Annotated in this window: 20 protein-coding genes; 12 read left to right on the top strand and 8 right to left on the bottom strand. The window is 66.4% G+C overall.

Translation table 11 applies throughout. The features are described from left to right. The first annotated feature begins 218 nt into the window (after nucleotides 1-218). Complete coding sequence (locus J7396_RS21390; protein WP_003484963.1) at nucleotides 219-971, top strand: glutamine amidotransferase; 753 nt, start codon at nucleotides 219-221, stop codon at nucleotides 969-971. A gap of 59 nt (nucleotides 972-1,030) precedes the next feature. After that, nucleotides 1,031-1,930, top strand: coding sequence for a BPSS1780 family membrane protein (locus J7396_RS21385; protein WP_122272125.1), 900 nt, complete (start codon nucleotides 1,031-1,033; stop codon nucleotides 1,928-1,930). Between the two features lie 184 nt (nucleotides 1,931-2,114). Here J7396_RS21385 and tatC read toward each other — a convergent pair whose 3' ends face one another. From tatC to J7396_RS21365, 4 genes are all read right to left on the bottom strand, one after another. Then, complete coding sequence (gene tatC, locus J7396_RS21380; RefSeq protein ID WP_005923115.1) at nucleotides 2,115-2,852, bottom strand: twin-arginine translocase subunit TatC; 738 nt, start codon at nucleotides 2,850-2,852, stop codon at nucleotides 2,115-2,117. Beyond that, a complete protein-coding gene (gene tatB, locus J7396_RS21375; RefSeq protein WP_008577765.1) occupies nucleotides 2,849-3,475 on the bottom strand; it encodes a Sec-independent protein translocase protein TatB in 627 nt (208 codons plus the stop codon). The genes tatC and tatB overlap by 4 nt, the downstream gene beginning before the upstream one ends. A 15-nt stretch (nucleotides 3,476-3,490) precedes the next feature. After that, nucleotides 3,491-3,718, bottom strand: coding sequence for a Sec-independent protein translocase subunit TatA (tatA, locus tag J7396_RS21370; protein ID WP_003484969.1), 228 nt, complete (start codon nucleotides 3,716-3,718; stop codon nucleotides 3,491-3,493). 72 nt (nucleotides 3,719-3,790) lie between these two features. After that, nucleotides 3,791-4,699: a YSC84-related protein gene (locus tag J7396_RS21365; RefSeq protein ID WP_008577761.1), complete on the bottom strand. Its 909-nt coding sequence runs from the start codon at nucleotides 4,697-4,699 to the stop codon at nucleotides 3,791-3,793. Between the two features lie 153 nt (nucleotides 4,700-4,852). On the opposite strand from J7396_RS21365, the gene hemH reads away from it, so the two are divergent. From hemH to J7396_RS21350, 3 genes are read left to right on the top strand one after another with little or no spacing between them, the layout of a single operon-like run. Continuing rightward, nucleotides 4,853-5,818 carry a ferrochelatase gene (hemH, locus tag J7396_RS21360; protein ID WP_008577760.1) on the top strand — a complete coding sequence of 322 codons (966 nt, stop codon included), beginning with the start codon at nucleotides 4,853-4,855 and terminating at the stop codon, nucleotides 5,816-5,818. Nucleotides 5,819-5,820: 2 nt separating this feature from the next. After that, nucleotides 5,821-6,681, top strand: a complete 861-nt coding sequence (locus J7396_RS21355) for an alpha/beta hydrolase (protein WP_033479388.1) — start codon at nucleotides 5,821-5,823, stop codon at nucleotides 6,679-6,681. Nucleotides 6,682-6,688: 7 nt separating this feature from the next. Then, nucleotides 6,689-6,997: a hypothetical protein gene (locus J7396_RS21350; protein ID WP_008577756.1), complete on the top strand. Its 309-nt coding sequence runs from the start codon at nucleotides 6,689-6,691 to the stop codon at nucleotides 6,995-6,997. Between the two features lie 129 nt (nucleotides 6,998-7,126). Here the strand turns inward: J7396_RS21350 and J7396_RS21345 are convergent, their stop codons facing one another. The 3 genes from J7396_RS21345 to ttcA form a co-directional block, all read right to left on the bottom strand. Further along, a complete protein-coding gene (locus tag J7396_RS21345; RefSeq protein ID WP_008577754.1) occupies nucleotides 7,127-7,912 on the bottom strand; it encodes a SprT family zinc-dependent metalloprotease in 786 nt (261 codons plus the stop codon). 562 nt (nucleotides 7,913-8,474) lie between these two features. Beyond that, nucleotides 8,475-9,380 carry a recombination-associated protein RdgC gene (locus J7396_RS21340; RefSeq protein ID WP_008577753.1) on the bottom strand — a complete coding sequence of 302 codons (906 nt, stop codon included), beginning with the start codon at nucleotides 9,378-9,380 and terminating at the stop codon, nucleotides 8,475-8,477. A gap of 63 nt (nucleotides 9,381-9,443) precedes the next feature. Next, the gene (gene ttcA / locus J7396_RS21335) at nucleotides 9,444-10,361 is read right to left on the bottom strand and encodes a tRNA 2-thiocytidine(32) synthetase TtcA (RefSeq protein ID WP_046932716.1); all 918 of its coding nucleotides are present in this window, start codon (nucleotides 10,359-10,361) and stop codon (nucleotides 9,444-9,446) included. A 622-nt stretch (nucleotides 10,362-10,983) separates the two neighbouring features. Between ttcA and xylA the strand changes: the two genes are divergently transcribed. Further along, a complete protein-coding gene (xylA, locus tag J7396_RS21330) occupies nucleotides 10,984-12,321 on the top strand; it encodes a xylose isomerase (RefSeq protein WP_029820765.1) in 1,338 nt (445 codons plus the stop codon). A 212-nt stretch (nucleotides 12,322-12,533) separates the two neighbouring features. Here the strand turns inward: xylA and J7396_RS21325 are convergent, their stop codons facing one another. Then, on the bottom strand, nucleotides 12,534-13,550 hold the full coding sequence (locus J7396_RS21325) for a LacI family DNA-binding transcriptional regulator (RefSeq protein WP_233381737.1): 1,017 nt from the start codon (nucleotides 13,548-13,550) through the stop codon (nucleotides 12,534-12,536). Between J7396_RS21325 and J7396_RS22815 the strand changes: the two genes are divergently transcribed. The 6 genes from J7396_RS22815 to J7396_RS21300 all read left to right on the top strand — a co-directional run bounded on the left by J7396_RS22815 (nucleotide 13,459) and on the right by J7396_RS21300 (nucleotide 23,613). Next, complete coding sequence (locus J7396_RS22815; RefSeq protein WP_005929711.1) at nucleotides 13,459-13,665, top strand: hypothetical protein; 207 nt, start codon at nucleotides 13,459-13,461, stop codon at nucleotides 13,663-13,665. The genes J7396_RS21325 and J7396_RS22815 overlap by 92 nt on opposite strands. Before the next feature lie 118 nt (nucleotides 13,666-13,783). Further along, the gene (locus J7396_RS21320) at nucleotides 13,784-15,979 is read left to right on the top strand and encodes an alpha-glucuronidase family glycosyl hydrolase (RefSeq protein ID WP_209262080.1); all 2,196 of its coding nucleotides are present in this window, start codon (nucleotides 13,784-13,786) and stop codon (nucleotides 15,977-15,979) included. Continuing rightward, entirely contained in the window at nucleotides 15,976-17,940 is a 1,965-nt protein-coding gene (locus J7396_RS21315) for a sialate O-acetylesterase (RefSeq protein WP_209262073.1), read from the top strand. The genes J7396_RS21320 and J7396_RS21315 overlap by 4 nt, the downstream gene beginning before the upstream one ends. 11 nt (nucleotides 17,941-17,951) lie before the next feature. After that, nucleotides 17,952-19,211: a D-mannonate dehydratase ManD gene (manD, locus tag J7396_RS21310; RefSeq protein WP_209262072.1), complete on the top strand. Its 1,260-nt coding sequence runs from the start codon at nucleotides 17,952-17,954 to the stop codon at nucleotides 19,209-19,211. 23 nt (nucleotides 19,212-19,234) lie between these two features. Continuing rightward, nucleotides 19,235-20,905 (top strand): glycoside hydrolase family 43 protein, encoded by a 1,671-nt coding sequence (locus J7396_RS21305; protein WP_209262079.1) that lies wholly within the window; start codon nucleotides 19,235-19,237, stop codon nucleotides 20,903-20,905. 2 nt (nucleotides 20,906-20,907) lie between these two features. Continuing rightward, nucleotides 20,908-23,613, top strand: coding sequence for a glycoside hydrolase family 3 protein (locus J7396_RS21300; RefSeq protein ID WP_209262071.1), 2,706 nt, complete (start codon nucleotides 20,908-20,910; stop codon nucleotides 23,611-23,613). Nucleotides 23,614-23,751 lie beyond the last annotated feature (138 nt).

Genomic DNA, 23,751 nt, shown 5'->3' with positions numbered 1-23,751 from the left:
CGCAAAGGCACTGTCATTCCAGCCGTGCGTTTGTCTGCCGATATCCAGGACATGCACCAGTCGGCGACCACCGCTACCATCATCGGCATCCCGCCGCGAGGGAATCAGGACATGTCATTCGGCAATGACCCGCAGCGCGCGTCTTGGAGTGCCGCTTGAAAAAAACGCGTCGCTGCCGCCTACAATCGGGGGCATCTGTTGTGTCCGGATCTTTGCGCATGTCCGTTTTGCCGTTCCTGATCATCGAAACCGGGCAGCCCGTGCCGGAGATGAAGCGATACGGCCGTTTTCCGCACTGGATCCGCGTGGCGGCCGGGCTGGCCGAGCAGGAAACGGTGGCCATCGACGTTGCCAATGGCGATGCGCTGCCCGACCCGGCCGACTTTGCCGGCATCATCGTCAGCGGTTCGGCCGCCTTCGTCACCGACCGCGCCGACTGGAGCGAACGCAGTGCCGAATGGCTGCGCCATGCCGCCCATCAGGGCATGCCGCTACTGGGCATCTGCTACGGGCACCAGTTGCTGGCGCACGCGCTGGGCGGCGAGGTCGACTACAACCCGGCCGGGCGCGAATCCGGCACCATCGCGCTGGAGCTGCACCCGCCGGCCGAGCAGGATCCTTTATTCGCAGGGCTTCCGCCGCAGTTCCCGGCCCATGCCACCCATCTGCAGACGGTCGTGCGTGCCCCGGACGGCGCCATCGTGCTGGCGCACTCCCGGCAGGACCGCTGCCATGCCTTCCGCTGGGGCCGGGCCACCTGGGGCGTCCAGTTCCACCCCGAATTCGCCACCCACCACATGCGCGGCTATGTGCAGGCGCGTGCCGACTGCATTGCCCGCCACGGACGTTGCGCCCGCACGGTCGCCCGCGAGGTCACCGCCGCCCCCATCGCCCGCAAGCTGTTGCGCCGCTTCGTGCATCACGCACGCCGGTTGCAAACCGTGAGCGCTCGTCCCGCCGCGCACACGTAAAAGCAGCGATAATCGCGTGACGCCGGATGGTCCGGCGCGCGTATCGATCCGGAATGGGAATGAGCGAAATTCGTAAGGTGCCGGCATCTGCCGGCGCAGAGTGGCTGTTGACCGGTTTCTCGCTGTTGAAGCGGGCGCCGCTGGCGCTTGGCTCGATGGGGGTGATCTGGAGCGTGGCCGCCTCGCTGGTGGTGTCGCTGTCGGTCCTGGTGCCGCTGTTGGGCCCGGCTCTGCAGTTCCTGCTGGTGCTGGCCGGCCCGTTGTTCATGGGCGGCCTGCTGTGGGCCATCCGCGAAGTGGACGAAGGCCGCATCGCCAAACCGTCGCATCTGCTGCATGGCCTGCAGGACGGCCGCGCGCCGCACCTGCTGGTGTCGCTGCTGCCGCAGCTGATCGCCGGCCTGCTGCTGGGCGTGCTGCTGCTGGCGATGATCGGCGCCAGCGGGCTGCAGCAGCTCTCCGAAGTAATGGTCAAGATCAACCAGATCAGCCAGTCCGGCGCGCAGCCGGACCCGGTGCAGATCGAGCAGCTAGCCGCCAGCCTGCCGGCCGGGCGCATCCTGCTGTGGCTGCTGCTGACCATCGCCACCTTCGCGGCGATGACGCTGGCGCTGTTCGTGATGCCGCCGCAGGTCATGTTCGACCGCAGCACCGGCGGCCACGCGCTGCGCGCGAGCCTGCGCGCCAGCCTGCACAACCTGCCGGCGATGCTGGTGTTCTTCGTCCTGGCCTTCATCGCCATTTTCGCGATCTATTTCGCGGTCATGATCGTGGCGCTGATCGTCGGCCTGATTGCCGGCCAGACCGTGGCGATGTGGCTGGCCCAACTGCTGTTGATGGCGGTGCTGATGCCGGTGTTCGCCGGTTCGGTCTACGCCGCGTGGAAGCAGATGTTCACCCACGCCGGCGCCGCCGCCCAACCAGCCCCGCCATCGCGACCGGATGTGTTTGTTGCTTGAATTCGCGCGGCTGTAGGAGCGCACCTGGACGCGACCGGGGCTTCTCGACGTAGGCTTGGTCGCGCCCGGGCGCGCTCCTAACGTGGACCATGGCGTCCGGGGCGACGCCGCGCAGCGACGCATGTGCCCGAAGACGACCGCACCGCGCACCTGCATGGCGGCGCGCTTCGGTGCAGCGACGGCACTAGGCGCTCTTCGGCGCCACCGCACGCGAAGCCATGATGCCCAGCTCGTAGAGCAGGCACATCGGGATGGCCAGCATCAGCTGCGATACGACGTCTGGCGGGGTGAGCACGGCGGCCAGGATGAAGATGCCGACGATGGCGTAGCCACGGCCTTCGCTGAGCTGCTTGGGGCTGACCCAGCCCAGCAGCACCAGGATCACCAAGGCCACCGGCAGTTCGAAACTCGCGCCGAAGGCGAAGAAAATGGCCAGCACGAAATCCAGGTACGAATTGGCATCCGGGGTAATTGCGATCACGTCTGGCTTGAACGTGGTCAGGAAGTGGAACACCGCCGGCAACACCAGGAAATAGGCGAACGCGCAGCCGATATAGAACAGCGCCACCGCCGACGCCAGCAGCGGAAATGCCAGCTTCTTTTCGCGCTGGTACAACCCCGGCGCCACGAACGCCCAGGCCTGATACAACAGCCACGGCACGCTGAAGAACACCGCCACGAAGAAGGTCAGCTTGAGCGGGGCGAAGAACGCGCCGGCCGGATTCATCGCGATCATCGTCTGCCCCAGCGGCAGTTGCGAGATCAGCGGTGCGGCCAGCCACGAATAGATCGCCCGCGAAAACGGCAGCAGCGCCAGCAACACCACGCCCAGACCGATCAGTGCGCGGACCAGGCGGGCGCGTAATTCGACCAGATGCTCGATCAGACTGCTTTCGGCCTGTGCGTCGTCGAACAGGCTCACGGCTGTTTCTCCTGGAGTTTGGCTGGCGCGCCCGGCGTCCACGCGGCCGGTGTGCCCGCATCGACTGGCGCAACGGCGACCGGCTCGGGCGCGCTGGCAAGATGCGCGGCATGCGGCGCGGGCACTATCGTGTCGTGCGGAGCCGGAACCAGGGTTTGATGCGGCGCTGGCGCAATGGGTTGGGCCTGCGCAATCACCGGCGCGGTATGTGCAGCTCCAGCCGCATCGGTTACGCCGGCTGTTGCATCCACATCGGGGCTGGCAGACAAATCCGCATGGGCCAGTTCCAGCGGCGTTGCCACCGGCGTGGCGCTGGCGCGGATGTCGATATCGCGACTGACGTCGTCATGCAGCGTGCGGGCGCCCTGCTCGACCTGCTGCTGCGTGTTGCGCAGCTGGTCTTCGGCCTCGCGCAGCGAGGCCTGCACGTCCTGCAGGCTGCGCTTGAGCTCTTCGGCCTCGAGTTCGCGTTCGAGTTCCTGCTTGACAGAATCCCACTGCATTCGGGCACGGCGCACCCACAATCCGGCAAATCGGGCCGCCTTGGGCAAACGCTCGGGGCCGAGCACCACCAGGGCGACGACCGCAATGAGCGTCAGTTCGCCAACACCTATGTCAAACACCGACGCCGCTCCGGATCAGCGCGCGTCGCGGTCGCGTTCGGCCTGCGCCTCACGCGCCTGCTCGGCAGTGCGGGAGTCGTCGCCGAGCTTGCCGGCCGGCTTGTCGTCGTCGTGCATGCCTTTCTTGAATTCCTTGACCGCGCTGCCGAGATCCTTGGCACCGCTGGTGAGCCGCTTGGTACCGAACACCAGCAACACGATCACCAGCACGATCAGCCAGTGCCAAATGCTGAAACCGCCCATGATCTGCTCGCTTGCTTGAAAGATGGAACGCGCAGGATACCCCAGCGCACCGCGCAGGGGGATGACAGTGCGTTAGCGGTTGCCGTCCAGTGATTCGGTGCGGATTTCGCCCTCCGATACCGGCTGAAAACCTTGCTGGGCGGGCGGCGTGGTGCTGGGCTGCATCGGCACGGTGCTGGCTTCGCTGGCCGGCGGCGGCACATTGGCCGGTTGCTGTGCCTGCACCGGCGGCGGGGTCTGCGGACGCGGTGCCGGCGGCGCGCCATCGGCGGCGGCATCGGTGCTGCGATTGGCGCGCGCGGTGTAGGTCGCCTCTTCCAGCCGGTCGCGGAAAGCGATCACATCGGTGGATGGGCGTTCGTTGGTGCGGCCTTCGAAAATCATGCGCGGGGTTGCGCCGCTGCCGTAGGCATTGAGGTCGGCGGCATCGTCGATCTGCAGCACCGCACCATCCAGGGCGACGCCGGCGAACAGGCCACGGGCACGCGACCACGACCAGATTTCGGCCTTGAGCTGGCCGTCGGTCGCCGCGGCGGCGTTGCGCCCGACCGGACCTGCCGCCACGCCGGCGTCGGCGCCGAGGGTGAACTTGCCGTTGACGATGTTGTCCAGGCTGCGGTCGTTGCGGAACACCAGCACCACGTCGGAGGACTGCACGCCGGCCTGGAAGCCGATGCTGCCGCCGGTGAGCTTGACGAACACCGGTTGCGACCAGCTGCCGTCGGCATTCTTCATCGACATCAGGCCGTGGCCGCGACGGCCGCCGATCACCAGGCCGGCCTTGAGCGTGTCGGGAATGACCACGATGGCGCGCGCCTCGTCGAGCAGTTTGTCCGGAATGGCCTGCTCGGGGATCTTCATGATCTCGGTGAGCACCCGCACCGCATTGCGTGCGCGCTGGTCTTCTTCCGGGCCGGCGACGGCATGGCCGGCGACCAACGTCAGCGACAACAACAGGGCCAGGCGCGACAAACGAGGCATGACAAGCTCCAAGGAAGAATCCGACAAAGATAGCAATGCCGCGACGTTAGTGCCGGCGCAATGAATCGGTGGTGAGCGCAACCGGCGCGGAAGAGACGGCCGATCACAGCGATCGTTGCGCTGCTGTCGGCAGCGGTGCCCGGCTCTGCCAGAATGGTGCGCATGAACACGACACCCGATACCGCCCTGCTGGTCGTCAACCTGGGCACTCCCGAATCGCCGACCGCCCCGGCCGTGCGCCGCTACCTGGCCGAGTTCCTCAGCGACCGCCGCGTGGTCGCGATTCCGCCACTGTTCTGGAAGCCGCTGCTGTACGGGGTGATCCTGCCGATCCGCGGGCCGAAATCGGCCGAAAAATACGCCAAGGTGTGGTTGCCGGAGGGCTCGCCGCTGGCGGTCTACACGCGCCGCCTGGCCGACGGCCTGCAAGCGGTGATGCCCGACTGGCATGTGGAATGGGCCATGCGCTACGGCGAGCCGGCCTTGCGCAAGACGCTGGACGGGCTGCGCGCGCGCGGCATCAGGCGCATCGTGGTGCTGCCGCTGTATCCGCAGTATTCCACCACCACCACCGCCTCGATCCAGGATGTGGTGGAGGCATGGCGCACCAGCGCGCCGGAGATCGCGGTGGAGGTGATCCAGGACTACTGCGAGGACGCCGGCTGGGTGGCCGCGATCGCCGAGTCGATTCGCGCGCACTGGCAGGTGCATGGGCGCAGCGAAAAATTGATGTTTTCCTTCCACGGCCTGCCGCAGCGCGTGGCCAATGCCGGCGACCCGTATCCGCAGCAGTGCGAACGCAGCGCGCAGGCCATTGCGGCAGCGCTGGGGCTGGGCGCGGACGAGTGGCAGATGGGCTATCAGTCGCGCTTCGGCGCCGAACGCTGGCTGCAGCCGTACGCCGAACCCACGCTGTGGGCATTGGCCGAAGGCGGCGTGCGCAGCTTCGACCTGGTCTGCCCGGGCTTTGCCACCGACTGTCTGGAAACGCTGGAAGAAGTGGCGCTGGGTTTTGCCGAAACGTTGGCCGAGCGTGGTGCCACGCTCAGCTACATCCCCTGCCTCAACGCCAGCGATGCGCATGCGCACGCGCTGGCCGCCGTGGCGCGCCGCGCGTGAAGTTGGAGCCGTTTGCGTGCGACCTGGCCATCGGCCGGGTCACCGGATTGCGCAACCAAGATCGCGGCCCGCGCCGGGTGCTGGCCTTGCATGGCTGGCTGGATAACGCGGCCAGCTTCGTGCCGCTGAGCGCGCATCTGCACGCGCAGGAGCTGGATCTGGTGCTGCTGGATCTGCCCGGCCATGGCCACAGCGCTTGGCTGCCGACAGGCGCCGAATACACGCTCAGCAGCGCGATCGCCATGTTGTTGCAGGTCGCCGATGCTCTGGGCTGGGAGCGCTTCACCGTGCTCGGCCACTCGATGGGCGGCGGCATTGCCAGCCTGCTGGCCGCCGCTGCGCCCGAGCGCGTGGAGGCCTTGATCGCCATCGAGGCGCTAGGCGCCCTGGCCGAGCCCGTGGAAAGCACTGCCACACGCCTGCGCGATGCCGTTGCGTCGGCACGCACGCTGGCAGAGCGGCCGCTGCGGGTGTTTCCGTCGATGGAAATGCCGGTACGCGCGCGCATGATGGCCAACCAACTCACCGAACCGGCTGCACGGCTGCTGGTCGAACGCGGCGTACGCGTGGTGGAAGGTGGCTACAGCTGGTGCAGCGATCCGCGCCTGACCCTGCCCACCGCCATCCGCATGACCGAAGCGCAGATCGACGTGCTGCTGGCCTCCATCGCCTGCCCCGCCCAGGCGATCTTCGCCACGCCCGCACAGGCGTATTTCCCGGAAGCATTGCGCGACCACCGCGTGGCGATGATGCGCGACGCACGCCTGCAGCTGCTGCCCGGCACGCACCACGTGCATATGGAAGTGCCGGAAGCAGTCGCGGCGGTGATCAACGGCTTCTTGGATGGTTTGCGTCACGCGTGATACGCAGATGCCAATCGCGCAGGTGAACGTGGCAGATGCCGCCCGTGTCGTGGGCGCACTCGAATCCTTCGATCGGTGGCATGCGCCGTGGACCTTCATCCAGGCGGTGCGCGCCGCTGCCCACCTGGATGCGGGCGATCGCGTCCTGTTGGAGCAGGCATGGGCAGCGGCGTGTCACGCCGACCACTGGATGTCGGCGCGCACCCTGGACGCAGGCGCTGCGGCTGCAGAACACGTCGTGTCAAAACGCTTTGCCTGGCTGTCGCCGCTGGCCTGCCGGCAACTTGCCCGGGCTGCCTCCTACGCGTGGCGCTAGCGGCGTCTTCGCTGCAGCGTTGACCACTCGCCGGTGCCAGCCGCACCGATCGCCTGTTGCTGTTGCCGCACCCGTAGCTGCACCACTGTCGCGAAAGGCACGTCATCGCAGCCGCGCGCTACGCCTGCGTCACTGCACGTGCAGCAACCGGCGCAGTTGCGCCTTGAGCTGGCGGCCGTGTTCGTGGAAGTAACTGCGTTCCTCGCGCCAAGTGGGAAAACGTTGCTCCACTTCGGCCCAGAACGCAGGCGAGTGGTTGGCCTGCACCAGGTGGCAGAGCTCGTGCACCAGCACGTATTCGAACGCGGAAGGGCGACCAAGCACCAGCGCCAGGTCCAACGCCATCGAGCCATCCGGTGCGAGCGAGCCCCACTGCGAGGACATCACCTTCAGCCGCAGTCGCGCCGGTGCGCGCGGCAGGCCGGGCAGATAACCCGGCAACCAGCGGCCGACATCGGCGCGCGCCTGCGCTTCGTAGAATTCCTTCAAGGTGCGGCGCAGGCCGGCATCGCCCAGGCGGGTGGGCACATGGAACTGCGCCCCGTCGTCGGTGATATCGATGCGTGCATAGCGCCCTTCGTGCCAGCTCAACGGCAGCAACGCACCGCGCAATGGCAGCTGCCCGGGCACGCCACGCTCAAGCGCAGGAAACGCATCGACCTGCTGATACCGCGACAGCTGCGTGGTCAGCCAGTCCAGATGCGCATGCAGAAACCGTTCGCCGGACATCAGGCTTGCGCGCAGCGGCAAGGTCAGCCGTGCGCCGCGCTCGTCGACGCTGAGTTTGATGCGTCGCGCACGCGGATCGCGCACGCGCAGCACTGCGATGTCGCGGCCGTCCAGCTGCACGTGCACGCAGTCGCGTTCGACAACCTGCGAGGGCGGAACAATCAGGCGGCGGACGGGCTTGAACATGCGCACAGGATACCGCCGCGATGTGTCAGGCGGTGAGACGCATCGATTGCCGCACTCGGTGACTGCCAGACCGTGATCGGCGTCGTCCCTGGAAGCGATTGGCCAACCGATGGATCAGTGGTGGGGCAGCTGATCTGCGACATTGCTGCCGGGCCCTTGTCCGCCACCGCGCAGGTCACATCGCACGTATGTCCTTCACGAGAGCAGCGGAAGAACGCTTTGGTGCGGTGTTCTCAAGGCCTGCGGGACAGTTGGCGGCATGGATGCCGCCATCGAATCCCCAGCGACGGGTTCACGGCGTGTCCCGCGACGGCGGGCGGGCAAGGACTCGTCGAGTTGGCCGGTGTGCAAGGCCTTCACTAAAACGATCCGCACCTTGTCTGGTGCGGTGCCGTTGCCGCTTGCGGGACCGTGTGGCGACATGGATACCGCCGCCGAGCCTCCACGGATGGATTCACGGCGTGTCCCGCGTGTGTCGAGGGCACCGCGCCCTCGACGCACCGAAAGCGTTTGATTCACGCCACGCATCGCGCCTCAACGCCGCCACCGTGCGACGTTCCGGTTACTCGGCCTTGCTCAACTTCAACGCGGTTTCTAGCAACAGGAACAGCCGGCGGATTTCCGCGCTCATCAACGCAAAGCGTGCGTCGAGTTCGGCACGTGCGCCATCGTCTTCGCTGTGTTCGAGCTGATCCAGGGCGCCGTCGAGGAACTTGAGCTTGCGGATCACCAGATCATCGCCGAGCACGAACGACAGATTGTCGTCCAGCACCAGCGCCAGCTTGGTGACCTGCTTGCCGGCTTCCAGGTGTTTGTCGATCTCGTCGCCGCGCAGTTCCTGGTGCTGGCACTTGACCACCGCGCCGCCTTCGATGGGGTCCTTCATCTCGCACTCTTCGCCCAGGCTGAGGCCTTCGGGCAAGGGTTCGCCGGCGATCCAGCCGGTGAGGATGGCGCGCGGGGCCACTTCGGCATTGAGCGGCAGCGCCGGGAAGCTGCCGAGCGCGCCACGGATCTCGCTCATCACGTTCTCGCCGCTCTTGCGGCTGGAGCTGTTGACCGCGATGTAGCCGTGCTGCAGGTCCAGGATGGCGTCGGTGCGCGAGCTCTTGACGAAGGCGCGCGGCAGCAGCTCATGGATCAAATCGTCCTTGAGGCGCTTGCGTGCCTTGCCACCGGGGCGGCGGCCTTCCTTTTCCTCGATCTCGGCGACTTTGCGCTCGAGCAGGTCGTTGACCACCGCGCCGGGCAGGATCTTGTCCTCGCCGCCGACGGTGAGCCACAGAAAATCTTCCAGACGGTGCGAGAGCACTTCCTGCTCGTCGCGGCCGAACGGGGAAATGAAACCGCGCGAGCTCATTTCCAGCGGGCCGACCGGCTTGAGCTGCACCGGCGGCAGCAAGGTGTCGATCTCGGAGAAATCCAGGGTGGTGGGAAAGCGGAACAGGGTGAGGTTGCGAAAGAACATGCGTTGGACCGAATGAAGAAAAACGTGGAGGGTGGAAGACTGCCGGCAGCCGGAGCGGCGGCGTCAGTCGCTGTCGTGGGTGGCGTGGCTGGCGGACAGCCACGCGCTGGGATCGGGATCAACATCGCTCGGCGCATCGCCGCTGCGGCCCAGCGCCAGGAAATCGAACAACGTGCGATCGGCCAATTGCTCGGGGCGGACATCGCCCAAGGCGCGGGCGATCTGCTCCACGCGGCCGGGGAACTCGCGGTCCCATTGCTGCAACAGCTTGCCGACCTGCTGGCGCTGCAGGTTTTCCTGGCTGCCGCACAGGTTGCACGGAATGATCGGGAACTGCCGCGCCTGCGCGTACGCCGCGATGTCGGCTTCGCGCACATAGGCCAGCGGGCGGATCACCACATGCGCGCCGTCGTCGCTGCGTAGCTTGGGCGCCATCGCCGCCAGCCGCGCGTGGTGAAACAGGTTCATGAAGAAGGTGGCCACGATGTCGTCGCGGTGATGGCCGAGCGCGATCTTGGTCACGCCATGCGTCTGCGCGTAGGCATACAGCGCGCCGCGCCGCAGCCGCGAGCACAGCGAACACATCGTCTTGCCGGCTGGAATCACCCGGCTGACCACCGAATAGGTGTCCTGCTCGACGATATCGAACGGCACCCCCAGCCCGCGCAGGTAGGCCGGCAGCACATGGGCGGGAAAGTCGGGCTGTTTCTGGTCCAGGTTGACCGCCACCAGGCTGAACGGCACCGGCGCCTTGCGCTGCAACTGCAGCAGCATGTCCAACAAGGTGTAGCTGTCCTTGCCGCCGGACAGACAGACCATGACCTTGTCGCCGGGTGCGATCATGCCGAAATCGGCAATCGCCTGGCCGACCTGGCGCTGCAGGCGTTTGCCCAGGCGCAGCTGTTCGCGCTGCAACCGCTGGCGCGGGTCGCGCGGTGCGGGGTCGGCCAGGGGTTGCGGCAGCGGCAGGACAGCGGTCATAAGCTGGCCATTGTAGCTGCCGGGGGCTGGCAGGCGACGGGTTGGCTGCGCGCGGGGGCGGCACGCCGACACGCAGCCCTTGTGACGCATTGGACGTTGACGCGGCAGCGGCACGGACGGCTGCAATGGCGCCGGTCGATGCAGACCTGTTGCCCGCACATGGTGTCCTGCGGCCGTTGCCAGGTAACCACGTGCCGGCAGCCCAGGTTTTTGTCCGCAGATGCATGCAGTCGTCAGCGTGCAATGCGCACGGTAGCTGCGCGCGTTGTTACTTGCGGGCCGCCTCCATTGACCCGCGTTGCCTGGTGCGGTGCCACAGCACAGCTCGTATCTCGCAGCGCAGCAAGCCTTTCTGCGGCAGGCTCGGTACAGTCGGCAGGTCGCTTGACCCGGGACCGGCATGGCATCTTCAGCTTCGCTACAACGCGCGGCTTTTTTCAGTCGCAGTTGTGGTAGCGCTAACATTTTTTGGCTGGATGCCGATGGCAGTCGCGCGGACGCATCGGTTGCCGGTGCCATGCGCGCTGCGCAACGCGTACGTGGCCATCGCCTGTGCGCTGATGCCGATGTCCCGGTGTAACGCTTTCCCTCTCTTCCCTCCCCTGCTGCAGGAGTTCACCCCATGAGCAACACCGTGTACATCGGCGCGAAAGAATATTTCCCCGGCATCGGCAAGATCGGTTTCGAAGGCCGCGATTCGGACAACCCGCTCGCGTTCAAGGTCTACGACGCCAACAAAACCATCGGCGACAAGACCATGGCCGAGCATCTGCGCTTTGCCGTGGCCTACTGGCACAGCTTCTGCGGCAATGGCGCCGACCCGTTCGGCCCGGGCACGCGTGCGTATCCGTGGGATGCGGGCACTACCGCGTTGAACCGTGCCGAAGCCAAGGCCGATGCGGCGTTCGAGTTCTTCACCAAGCTCGGCGTGCCGTATTACTGCTTCCACGACATCGACCTGGCACCGGATGCCGACGACATCGGCGAGTACGAGCGCAACCTCAAGCACATGGTGGGCATCGCCAAGCAGCGTCAGGCCGACACCGGCATCAAGCTGTTGTGGGGCACGGCCAACCTGTTCTCGCATCCGCGCTACATGAATGGCGCATCGACCAACCCGGACTTCAATGTCGTGGCGCGTGCGGCGGTGCAGGTCAAGGCCGCGATCGATGCGACCGTTGAATTGGGCGGCGAAAACTACGTGTTCTGGGGCGGCCGCGAAGGCTATGCCTGCCTGCACAACACGCAGATGAAGCGCGAGCAGGACAACATGGCGCGCTTCCTCACCCTGGCGCGCGACTACGGCCGCGCGATTGGCTTCAAGGGCAATTTCCTGATCGAGCCCAAGCCCATGGAGCCGATGAAGCACCAGTACGATTTCGATAGCGCCACGGTGATCGGCTTCCTGCGCCAGCATGGCCTGGACCAGGATTTCAAGCTCAATATCGAAGCCAATCACGCCACGCTGTCGGGCCACAGCTTCGAGCATGACCTGCAGGTGGCATCCGATGCCGGCCTGCTCGGCAGCATCGATGCCAACCGCGGCAACCCGCAGAACGGCTGGGACACCGACCAGTTCCCGACCGATCTGTACGACACCGTCGGCGCCATGCTGGTGGTGCTGCGGCAGGGCGGGCTGGCACCGGGCGGCTTGAATTTCGATGCCAAGGTGCGTCGCGAATCGTCCGACCCGCAGGACCTGTTCCTGGCCCACATCGGCGGCATGGACGCGTTCGCACGCGGGCTGGAAGTGGCTAACGCGCTGCTGACGGACTCGCCGCTGGAGCAATGGCGCGCCGAGCGTTACGCCAGCTTCGACAGCGGCGCCGGCGCCGACTTTGCCGCAGGCAAGACCACGCTGGCCGATCTGGCCAAGCATGCGGCCGGCAATGCGCCACAGCAGCTCAGCGGCCGCCAGGAAGCGTATGAAAACCTGATCAATCAGTATCTGACGCGTTGAGCATTGCCACTGCACGCGCTTCGCCTCACCTGGCGCGTGCAATGACCGTCTGCATTGCGACGGTGGGCCAGCTACCACTGCGGCGGCCAGCAATGGCTGCCAATGTGATGCGCGGTCACCAGAAACGTGAGCGCACACCGGCAATGCTGGTGTGTTGCATGCAAGCCTGCGAGGCGACCACATCCGGCTTGCGGCATGCAGGGGTCTGATCGCTACGTTGACTCGGCCGCATCGTCCGCTGTCGGTGCGGCCACCGAATCCCGCTTGACCAGCAGGTGCGCGACCACATGATCGACCATCCTTGCCGTACGCTCCTTGGCCCGAATCGTCTTCAGCAAGATGTCCAGCGCGGCATCGGCCATGGCGGCGATGGGCTGCTGCACGGTGGTGATTTCGGGCCACACCGCAGTGGCGGCAGAGGTGTCGTCGAACCCGACCACCGACAGATCGCGCGGCACATCCAGCCCACGCCGGTGCGCGACCGAGATTGCCGCGGCGGCCATGTCGTCGTTGCTGGCGAAGATGGCGCTGGGACGGCGTTTGCGCGCCAGCAGTTTTTCCGCGGCGACCAGGCCGGATTTGTAGGTGTAATCGCCTGGCTGCACCAGGTGCCGATCCAGGCGCAGACCGGCGTCGGCCAGCGCCGCCTGAAAGCCTTCGAAGCGCCGCGTGCTGGCCGACAGGTTCGGATGCCCGGCGATGTAGCCGATGCGCGTATGCCCCTGTGCGATCAGGTGCTCGGTGATCTCTTTGGCAGCAGCGAATTCGTCGATGCGCACACACGCGACATCCGGGCTGAAATGGTTGGAGGCGATCGCCACCACCGGCACCTTGGCGCGCACCAATTCCAGCACTGCGGCCCTGGATTCGCACAAGGGCGGCGGCAGGATCACACCGGCAACGCCTTTGGCGAGCTTGCGCGCGGCCTTGCGTTCGGCATCGGCGTCCAGGTCGTCCCAGCAGTCGATCACCAGCTGGATCGACGTACGCGATGCCACCCGCAGCACGCCCAGCAGCAACTCGCGCAGGTAGGCACCGCTGGGATCGCTGTAGATCAACGCAATCCGCGTGCTCTGCGCGGCCGCCAGTGCGCTGGCGGCAAGATTGGGCGTGTAGCCCAGCTTGTCGACCGCGCGCATGACCCGTTCGCGGGTGGCATCGCGCACGCTGCCGGTGTTGTTGACCACGCGCGAGACCGTCATCGGCGAGACCTTTGCCAGCGCTGCCACCTCGTCGATGGTGGTCGCGCGGCTGGTGCGGCGGACCGATTTCCTGACCTTCTCCAAGCGTGGCCTCTTCAAATGCGTGCAAAAGCTGCGGGATGCACGGGCGCTGCTGCGGTAACGCGGACGCCGGGTGCAGGTATGACGATGCAAGCCATGGTACCGGGAAGCAGGCAGAGCGGCGATATGCGCCTGCATGCGCCGGTGACGCTCGAGCATGCCGCATGAGCCGGTCTGCAATGCAGCGGTACGACACGGGTGTCGGCGCATTTACGCTGCAGGCAGTGATGTGGGCGGCGCTGTTATGCAGTGGCCTGTTGATCGGCGCCAACGCGCATGCCGAGGATGGCTATGATCTATGGTTGCGCTACCAACCGCTGGCCAATGCCGCGCAATTGCGTGACAGTGCCAGTCAATTGGTCGTCGTTGGCGATTCGCCCACCCTGCATGCAGCACGCGATGAACTGGCGCGCGGCCTGCAGGGATTATTGGGACGCACACCGCCGCGCGTGGACGCGGTAACGCAAGATGGCGCCATCGTCCTGGGCGCCGCCAGCGCGCCACAGATTGCCGCCCTGAAGCTCGATACAGGCCAGTTGGGCCGCGACGGCTATCTGATTCGGAGCGCCGAGGTACATGGGCATCGCATCACCGCCATTGTCGGCGGCAGCGATCTCGGGGTGCTATACGGCACCTTCCACCTGTTGCGTCTGCTGCAGACCGGGCAATCGCTCGCAGCGCTGGATGTGCGCGCGTCGCCACGCTTGCAGCTGCGCATGCTCAATCATTGGGACAATCTCGATGGCCTGGTGGAACGTGGCTATGCCGGTGCGTCGCTGTGGAACTGGCAGACGCTGCCTGGCTATCTGGATCCGCGTTACACCGACTACGCACGTGCCAATGCGTCGCTGGGCATCAATGGAACCGTGCTCAACAACGTCAACGCCAAGGCCTGGAGCCTGACGCCGCAATACCTCGACAAGGCGGCCGCCCTGGCGAAGGTGTTTCGTCCGTACGGGATTCGTGTGTTCCTCAGCGCGCGTTTCAGTGCACCGATCGAAATCGGTGGCCTGAAAACCGCCGACCCGCTGGACCCGCAGGTACGGCGCTGGTGGCGCGATACCGCCGACGCCATCTATGCGCGCATTCCGGATTTCGGCGGGTTCCTGGTCAAGGCCAACTCCGAAGGCCAGCCCGGCCCGCAGGACTATGGACGCAGCCACGCCGATGGCGCGAACCTGCTGGCCGATGCCTTGGCGCCGCACGGCGGGGTGGTGATGTGGCGCGCCTTCGTCTATTCGCATGAGCAGCCGGACGACCGCGCCAAGCAGGCCTACAGCGAGTTCGTGCCGCTGGATGGCGCGTTTGCCGACAACGTGATCGTGCAGGTGAAAAACGGGGCCATCGACTTCCAGCCACGCGAGCCGTTTCACCCATTGTTCGGTGCGATGGGCAAGACGCCATTGATGCCGGAGTTTCAGATCACCAAGGAATATCTGGGCTTTTCCACCCATCTGGCCTATCTGGGCCCGCTGTTTTCCGAGACCTTGCAAGCCGACACCTATGCGCGCGGCAAGGGCTCGACCGTTGCAAAGACAGTGGATGGCAGCTTGTTCGCCGAGAGCAAACGCACACGGCTGACCGGGATCGCCGGCGTGGCCAATATCGGCGCCGATCGCAACTGGAGCGGCTCGATCTTCGATCAGGCCAACTGGTACGCGTACGGGCGGCTGGCGTGGGACCCGCAGCTGTCGCCGCAGGCCATTGCGCAGGAATGGACGCGCATGACCTTTTCCAACGATCCGGCGGTGGTCGAGCCGGTGGTCGGCATGATGCTGCGTTCGCGCGAGGCAGTGGTGGACTACATGACTCCGCTCGGCCTGCATCACCTGATGGGGCGCGGCCACCATTACGGCCCGGCGCCGTGGGATGCCGGCAGCGAACGTCCGGACTGGGATCCGGTGTATTACCACCGCGCCGACCGCAACGGGATCGGCTTCGACCGCAGCGCCAGCGGCAGCAATGCCGTTGCGCAATATGCGCCGCCGGTGGCGCGCGAGTTCGGCGATGTGCGGCGCGTGCCCGAGCCGTTGCTGCTGTGGTTCCATCATGTGCCGTGGGATCACCGCATGGCCTCCGGCAGACCGCTGTGGGACGAACTGGTGCGACGTTACGACCATGGCGTGGCCGAGGTCGCTGCGATGCGCACGACCTGGCAGCATCTGGCCGGCAAGATCGATGCACAGCGCTACCAGCAGGTCGCCGATTTTCTGGCGATCCAGCAAGGTGAGGCGCAGTGGTGGCGCGATGCCAGCATCGCCTATTTCCAGAGCGTGTCCGGGCGCCCGCTGCCTGCAGGCGTCAGCCCGCCGGCGCACCCGCTGGCGTATTACCAGGCACTGACATTTCCGTATGCACCGGGGAATCCGAAGTGAGCGCATGTCGCGTAAAGATATTGATCGGCACGCTGTCGGCGTTGCTGTTGCCGCAACTTGCGCGCGCCGCGGATGGGCCGCTGCTGCATCCGGTGTTTCAGGACCATGCGGTGCTGCAACGCGATGCGCCGATCCGCCTGTGGGGCGATACGGCGCCGGGCACGCGTGTGACCGTGCAACTGGACAGTGCGCAGGTGCAGACGCGCGCAGACCGGCAAGGTCACTGGGAGGCGCGCTTGCCCGCGCACGCCGCCGGCGGGCCGTACAGCCTGAAGGCCAGCACTGCCAACGGTGCGATGCAGCAGATCGATGACGTGCTGATCGGCGATGTCTGGCTGTGTTCGGGGCAATCGAACATGGAACTGCAGGTACATCGCACGCTGGATTCGCGCAGCGAGATTGCCGATGCCGACCACCCCAGCATCCGCATGTTCAAGGTGCCCGCGCAATCCAGCCCGACACCGCAACGCGGTTTCGGCGGCGCTGCAACCTGGCAGCGCACCACACCGGAGACGGTGAAGGACTTTTCGGCTGCCTGTTACTACTTCGCACGCGAGTTGCAGAAGCAGGTCGACGTGCCGATGGGGTTGATCAATGCGTCATGGGGCGGGTCGCAACTGCAGGCCTGGATCGGCGACAAGGCCCTGCGTGCGGCCGGCGACGATGGTCCGGCACTGGATGTGCTGGCGCGCTATGCAACCGACCCGGTGGCGGCCGCACCGCGGTGGGCCGCGCTGTGGGAACGCTGGTGGCGTGCCCATGGCGAAGGCGAACCGTGGCAGCCGGATGCGCCTGGCCATTGGCAGGATGCGCCGCCGGCCTTGGGCGCATGGGACGACTGGGGCGTGCCGCAACTGGTCGGCTTCAACGGCATGGTCTGGTACCGCACCAGCGTCGAGCTGACCCCGGCACAGGCCGCACAGGACGCCTCGTTGCGACTCGGGCCGGTGGACGAACTGGACCAGACCTGGGTCAACGGACGCGGCGTGGGCAGCAGCTATGGCGCCGATCAACCACGTCGCTATGCGCTACCGCGCGGACTGCTGCATGCCGGGCGCAACAGCATCGTGCTCAATGTGCTCAATACCTATCGCCGCGGCGGGCTGCTGGGCGACGCGCCATCGCGCGCACTGCAATTTGCAGACGGCAGCACAGTGGCACTGGACGCGCCCTGGCAATACCGCATCGTGCCGCAGGCAGTGGGCACGCCACCGCGCGCACCGTGGTCGTCGGCCGCCGGGCTGACCACCTTGTACAACGGCATGATCGCGCCGCTGGAACACCTGGGCCTGCGCGGCGTGCTGTGGTACCAGGGCGAATCCAATACCGGCGATGCAGCGCGTTATCCGGCCTTGCTCACTGCCTGGCAGCGCGACTGGCGGCAGCGCTTCGGTGCAGGCCTGCCGTTGCTGGTGGTGCAGTTGGCCAATTACGGCGCACCGCCTACCCAGCCGACCGACAGCGGCTGGGCGCAATTGCGCGAGGCGCAGCGACGCTTTGTGGCCAGCGACGCGCACGCAGGATTGGCGGTGGCGATCGATATCGGCGACCGCTACGACATCCATCCGGCCAACAAGCAGGAGCTGGGCCGGCGCCTGGCGCGCGCGGCGCGGCATGTGGTGTATGGCGAGGCGATTGCGCCGTCCGGCCCGGTGCCGCGCAGCGTGCAGCGCGAGCGCGACAGCGTGCGCATCCGCTTCGATGACGTGGACACCACCTTGCTGAGCTATGGCAACGACGCACCGATCGGCTTCGAGCTGTGCGGCGAGGCGTCCGGCACTTGCCGCTATGCCAGCGCCACACTGCAGGGCCACGATGTCAGCGTGCGCATTCCGTCCGGCATGACCGCAACGCGCGTGCGCTACTGCTGGGCCGACAGCCCGGTGTGCACCTTGTACGACCGCAGCGGCCTGCCGGCCGGCCCGTTCGAACTTCCCATCACTGCCACCTCTTCCCCCTGAGCGAGATCACGATGTCACAGACTTCCGACTCCCCTGCACCGCTGCAAGGCTCTGCCCGCGACCGCGAGATCGTCGAGGCGCGCGTCATCGTCACCTGCCCGGGGCGCAATTTCGTCACCTTGAAGATCCGCACGCGTTCGGGCATCACCGGCGTGGGCGATGCCACGCTCAACGGGCGCGAACTGGCGGTGGCCGCGTATCTGCAGGAACACCTGGTGCCGAACCTGATTGGTCGCGATGCCGGGCGCATCGAAGACATCTGGCAGTTCTTCTACCGCGGCGCGTACTGGCGGCGCGGACCGGTGACGATGAGCGCGATTGCCGCAGTGGATGTGGCGTTGTGGGACATCCTGGGCAAGATGGCCGGCATGCCGCTGTATCAGCTGCTTGGCGGGCGCTCGCGCGAAGGTGCGCTGGTGTACGGGCATGCCAACGGGCGCGATATCGCCGAAACCAGCGACGAGGTGGGCCGCTTCCGCGAGATGGGCTTCATCGCGATTCGCGCGCAATGCGGCGTGCCCGGCATCAAGAAGACCTACGGCATTTCTGTCGGCGGCAAACCGTACGAACCGGCCGAAAGCGAGCTGCCCACCGAAACCGTGTGGTCCACGCCGCGCTACCTCGGCGTCGTGCCGCGCCTGTTCGAGCAACTGCGCGCCGACCATGGCGACGCGATCGAGCTGCTGCACGACGCGCATCATCGGCTGACCCCGATCGAAGCCGCCCGGCTGGGTCGCGACCTGGAGCCGTACCGGCTGTTCTGGCTGGAAGATGCCACACCGGCGGAAAACCAGCGTGCGTTCGAGATCGTTCGCCAGCACACCGTGACGCCGCTGGCAGTGGGTGAGGTATTCAACTCAATCTGGGACTGCAAGCACCTGATCGAGCAGCAGCTGATCGACTACATCCGCACCACGATCGTCCACGCTGGCGGCATCACCCATGTGCGCCGGCTGGCCGATTTCGCCGCGCTGCATCAGGTGCGCACCGGCTTCCACGGCGCCACCGACCTTTCGCCGGTGTGCATGGGCGCCGCCCTGCACTTCGACACCTGGGTGCCCAACTTCGGCATCCAGGAATACATGTTCCATTCCGACGAGGCCAATGCGGTGTTCCCGCACGACTACCAATTCCGCGATGGCCGCCTGCACTGCGGCGAGACACCGGGGCATGGCGTGGACATCGACGAAGCGCTTGCAGCGAAGTATCCCTACGTGCCCAAGCAGTTGCCGATCGCGCGACTGGAAGACGGCGCGATGTGGGATTGGTGATGCGCGCGTTTCCTGCCACGTGTGTGGCCCTGCTGATGGCCTTGGCGGTGCCTGCGAACGCGCAGGCGCAGGCCGCTGCCGATGTTGCGTTCGACTGGTTCGAATACCGCGGCGACGATGCGGTGTTCGCCACGCCGCTGCCGGCCGGGCACTACCGCAATCCGGTGCTGGCCGGTTTCTACCCGGACCCCAGCATCACGCGTGTGGGAGAGCGCTATTACCTGGTCAATTCGACGTTTACCTACTTTCCGGCGATCCCGGTGCTGGAGAGCACCGATCTTGTGCATTGGACCCAGATTGGCAACGTGGTCGAACGCCGCGAGCAGCTCGACTACGACGGGCTGCGCATGTCGCGCGGCATGTATGCCGCCAGCATCCGCCATCACGACGGGCGTTTTTACGTGGTGGGTACCTCGGTCGACAGCGGTGGCAATTTCATCGCCAGTGCCAGCAATGCGGCGGGCCCATGGTCGGCATTGACGTGGCTGCCCAGCATCGACGGCATCGACCCGTCCGTGTTCTTCGATACCGATGGCAGCGCGTACCTGCTCAACAACGGCCCGCCGGAAGGCACGCCGTTGTACGACGGGCATCGCGCGATCTGGATGCAGCGCTTCGATATCGCGAAGAATGCGCCTGTCGGCCCGCGCAAGGTGCTGCTCAATGGCGGCGTGGACCTGGCCAGCAAGCCGATCTGGATCGAAGGCCCGCACCTGTATCAACGCGACGGGTGGTACTACCTCTCATGTGCGGAGGGCGGCACCGGGCCGCAGCATTCGCAGGTGGTGTTGCGCAGCCGCAACGTGTGGGGGCCGTATGCACCGGCACCGAACAACCCCATCCTGACCCAACGCGATCTGCCGGCCGGGCGCGCGCATCCGGTCAGCAACGCCGGCCACGTGGACCTGGTCGACACAACGGACGGGCAGTGGTGGGCGGTGTTTCTCGCAAGCCGTCCGTATCGCGGCGATCACTACAACACCGGGCGCGAAACGTTTTTGCTGCCGGTGCAGTGGCGCGATGGCTGGCCCTCGATCCTGCCGGCGGGACAGCCGATTCCTTACATCGCCAAGGCGCCCGCAGGCATGAAGGCAGTTGCCACGCAGGCACCATTGTCGGGCAACTTCGTCTGGCATGACGATTTCGATCAGGCCACGCTGCAACGCGAATGGCTGACCGTGCGCGTGCCAAAGCACGACGTGGCCGACCTGCGTACGCGGGCAGGCTGGTTGACGTTGCATGCCAGCAGCCAGGGGCTGGACGGTACCGGCACGCCCGCGTTTCTCGCACGCCGCCAGCAACATCTGCGTTTCACCGCCAGCACCGCACTGGAGGTCCCGACCCAGGCGGGCATCCGTGCAGGCTTGGCCGCATTTCAGAATTCGACCGCGTGGTATGCACTCGGCGCCCGTCGCGATGGCGATGCCGTCCAGGTGTTTCTGGACAAGCGCGAGGGCGCGGCCACCACCACGCTGGCGCAGACCCGCATCCCGGCCACTGCACAGCTGCGGCTGCAGATCAGCGGCGATGGTGGTGCGTATAGCTTCGCCTTCGATGCCGATGGCCGCGGCTGGCAATGGCTACGCCGCAACGACGACGCCAGCTTTCTCAGCACCGAAAAGGCCGGCGGCTTCGTCGGCAGCGTGATCGGGCCATTCGCCCAATCGCATCCCGACCGCCCTTCACAGGACTGACCATGCCTTCGCATCCGCCCGCCCCGTTTCGTTCGCTCGCGCAGGGTGTCCTGCTCGCACTGGCATGTACCGCAGGCGCTGCCCATGCCGCGCCGCCGCCGTATCTGGATACCCAACGCAGTTTCGAACAACGCGCGGCCGATCTGGTGTCGCGCATGACGCTGGAAGAAAAGGCCGCGCAGATGCAGAACGCTGCGCCGGCGATTCCGCGCCTGGGGGTGCCGGCCTACGATTGGTGGAACGAGGCGCTGCATGGCGTGGCGCGCGCCGGCGGGGCGACGGTGTTCCCACAGGCGATCGGCATGGCCGCCACCTTCGACCTGCCGCTGATGCACGAGGTCGCCACCGCCATCAGCGACGAGGCGCGTGCCAAGCATCATCAGTTCCTGCGCCAGAACCAGCACGCGCGCTATCAGGGGCTGACCTTCTGGTCGCCGAACATCAATATCTTCCGCGATCCACGCTGGGGCCGCGGCCAGGAAACTTACGGCGAAGATCCCTTCCTCACCGCGCGCATGGGCGTGACCTTCGTGCAGGGCCTGCAGGGCGAAGGCGCCGACGCACCGAAGAACGCGCAAGGTGAGCCGTACCGCAAGCTTGACGCCACCGCCAAGCATTTCGCCGTGCACAGCGGCCCGGAAGCCGATCGTCACCACTTCGATGCGCGCCCCTCCCAGCGCGACCTGTACGAGACCTACCTGCTGGCGTTCGAGGCACTGGTCAAGGACGGCAAGGTGGATGCGGTGATGGGTGCCTACAACCGCGTGTACGGCGAGTCGGCCAGTGCCAGCAAGTTCCTGCTGCAGGATGTGCTGCGCCAGCAATGGGGCTTCAAGGGCTACGTGGTGTCCGATTGCTGGGCAATCGTGGATATCTGGAAGCACCACAAGATCGTCGCCACCCGCGAACAAGCCGCCGCGCTGGCGGTCAAGCATGGCACCGAACTGGAATGCGGGGAGGAGTATTCCACCCTGCCGGCGGCGGTCCGCCAGGGCCTGATCGACGAGGCGCAGATCGACACCGCGTTGACGACCTTGATGACCGCGCGCATGCGCCTGGGCATGTTCGATCCGCCCGGGCAGTTGCCGTGGTCGACGATTCCCGCCTCGGTCAACCAGTCGCCGGCGCACGATGCGCTGGCGCGGCGCACCGCGCGCGAATCGCTGGTGCTGCTGAAGAACGATGGCCTGTTGCCGTTGTCGCGGGCCAAGCTCAAGCGCATCGCGGTGATCGGCCCCACCGCCGATGACACCATGGCACTGCTCGGCAACTACTACGGCACGCCGGCCGCGCCGGTCACCGTGCTGCAAGGTATCCGCGCCGCGGCCCCGAATGCGCAGGTGCTGTACGCGCGCGGCGCCGACCTGGTCGAGGGGCGCGACGACCCCGCCGCCACGCCGCTGATCGAACCGCAATACCTGCGGCCGTCGGCCAACTCGCCCGAACGCGGTTTGCGGGGCGAGTATTTTCGCAACCGCGATTTGTCCGGCACGCCGGCCCTGGTGCGCGTGGATGCGCAAATCGGCTTCAAATGGGACCGCGGTTCGCCGACCGACAATCTGCTGGCGCGTGGCGAGGCTGGCCCGAGCGAGGCGGTGCCGGCGGACAACTTCAGCATCCGCTGGAGCGGCCAGCTGGTCCCGCCGACCACCGGCACCTACCACCTGGAAGCAGCCGCCGACGACGGCGTACGCCTGTACCTGGACGGCAAGCCGGTGATCGACCGTTGGAGCACCAGCGACCGCCTGCACGTCGATGGCGTCGACGTGCAGCTGCAGGCCGGCCGTGCCTACCAGGTGCGGCTGGAATACTTCGAAGGCGAGCGCGATGCCGGGGTGCGCCTAGCCTGGCGCCAACCCGGGGCCAAGCCGCCCTTGCAGGAGGCGCTGGACGTGGCGCGCAGCGCCGATGTGGTGGTCTTCGTCGGTGGCCTGACCGGCGATGTCGAAGGCGAAGAGATGAAGGTGAACTACCCCGGATTTGCCGGCGGCGACCGCACCGACCTGCGCCTGCCCAAGCCGCAGCGCGACCTGCTCGAAGCCTTGCAGGCCACCGGCAAGCCGGTGGTGGCGGTGCTGACCACCGGCTCGGCGCTGGCCATCGATTGGGCGCAGCAGCACCTGCCGGCGATCCTGCTGGCCTGGTATCCCGGCCAGCGCGGCGGCACCGCGGTGGCCGACACGCTGTTCGGCGATGCCAACCCGGGCGGCCGCTTGCCGGTGACGTTCTACAAGGAAAGCGAAACCCTGCCGGCGTTCGACGACTACGCCATGCGCGGCCGCACCTACCGCTACTTCGGCGGCACGCCGCTGTATCCGTTCGGCCACGGCCTGTCGTACACGCAGTTCGCCTATTCCGGCCTGCGCCTGGACCGCACCACCATCGCAGCCGATGGCTCGCTTACTGCCACCGTCACGGTGAAGAACACCGGCCAACGCGCAGGCGATGAGGTAGTGCAGCTGTATCTGCATCCGCTCACCCCGCAACGCGAACGTGCCGGCAAGGAATTGCACGGATTTCAACGTATCGCCCTGCAGCCGGGCGAGCAGCGCGCGTTGCATTTCACCCTCGACGCAAAGAACGCGCTGCGCATCTACGACGCGCAGCGCAAGGCGTATGCGGTGGACCCTGGCGCCTATGAAGTGCAGATCGGCGCCTCCAGTGCAGATATCCGCGCCAGGCAGCGCTTTACCGTGACCGACAAGTAACAGCCGCCCACACTCTCGCCATGCGGCCGTGGATCGACAACTCCTTCGGCCACGATTACTGCAAATCCCCTTTCCTTGCGGGAAAGGGGTTGGGGTGAGGGTTCGGCGCAGCCCTTCCTCCAAACACTCCTACCTCAC

Source organism: Xanthomonas sp. A1809, assembly GCF_017746015.1.
Lineage (GTDB): Bacteria > Pseudomonadota > Gammaproteobacteria > Xanthomonadales > Xanthomonadaceae > Xanthomonas > Xanthomonas euvesicatoria.
This window is presented reverse-complemented; position numbering and strand designations above follow the sequence as displayed.

What these genes read in the sequence shown, in the direction of transcription:
- J7396_RS21390 (WP_003484963.1), top strand. Translation starts at nt 219, where the DNA reads ATGTCCGTTTTGCCGTTCCTGATCATCGAAACCGGGCAGCCCGTGCCG.
- J7396_RS21385 (WP_122272125.1), top strand. Translation starts at nt 1,031, where the DNA reads ATGAGCGAAATTCGTAAGGTGCCGGCATCTGCCGGCGCAGAGTGGCTG.
- tatA (WP_003484969.1), bottom strand. Translation starts at nt 3,718, where the DNA reads ATGGGCGGTTTCAGCATTTGGCACTGGCTGATCGTGCTGGTGATCGTG.
- J7396_RS21365 (WP_008577761.1), bottom strand. Translation starts at nt 4,699, where the DNA reads ATGCCTCGTTTGTCGCGCCTGGCCCTGTTGTTGTCGCTGACGTTGGTC.
- hemH (WP_008577760.1), top strand. Translation starts at nt 4,853, where the DNA reads ATGGTGCGCATGAACACGACACCCGATACCGCCCTGCTGGTCGTCAAC.
- J7396_RS21350 (WP_008577756.1), top strand. Translation starts at nt 6,689, where the DNA reads ATGCCAATCGCGCAGGTGAACGTGGCAGATGCCGCCCGTGTCGTGGGC.
- J7396_RS21345 (WP_008577754.1), bottom strand. Translation starts at nt 7,912, where the DNA reads ATGTTCAAGCCCGTCCGCCGCCTGATTGTTCCGCCCTCGCAGGTTGTC.
- J7396_RS21340 (WP_008577753.1), bottom strand. Translation starts at nt 9,380, where the DNA reads ATGTTCTTTCGCAACCTCACCCTGTTCCGCTTTCCCACCACCCTGGAT.
- ttcA (WP_046932716.1), bottom strand. Translation starts at nt 10,361, where the DNA reads ATGACCGCTGTCCTGCCGCTGCCGCAACCCCTGGCCGACCCCGCACCG.
- xylA (WP_029820765.1), top strand. Translation starts at nt 10,984, where the DNA reads ATGAGCAACACCGTGTACATCGGCGCGAAAGAATATTTCCCCGGCATC.
- J7396_RS22815 (WP_005929711.1), top strand. Translation starts at nt 13,459, where the DNA reads ATGACCCGTTCGCGGGTGGCATCGCGCACGCTGCCGGTGTTGTTGACC.
- J7396_RS21320 (WP_209262080.1), top strand. Translation starts at nt 13,784, where the DNA reads ATGCAGCGGTACGACACGGGTGTCGGCGCATTTACGCTGCAGGCAGTG.
- manD (WP_209262072.1), top strand. Translation starts at nt 17,952, where the DNA reads ATGTCACAGACTTCCGACTCCCCTGCACCGCTGCAAGGCTCTGCCCGC.
- J7396_RS21300 (WP_209262071.1), top strand. Translation starts at nt 20,908, where the DNA reads ATGCCTTCGCATCCGCCCGCCCCGTTTCGTTCGCTCGCGCAGGGTGTC.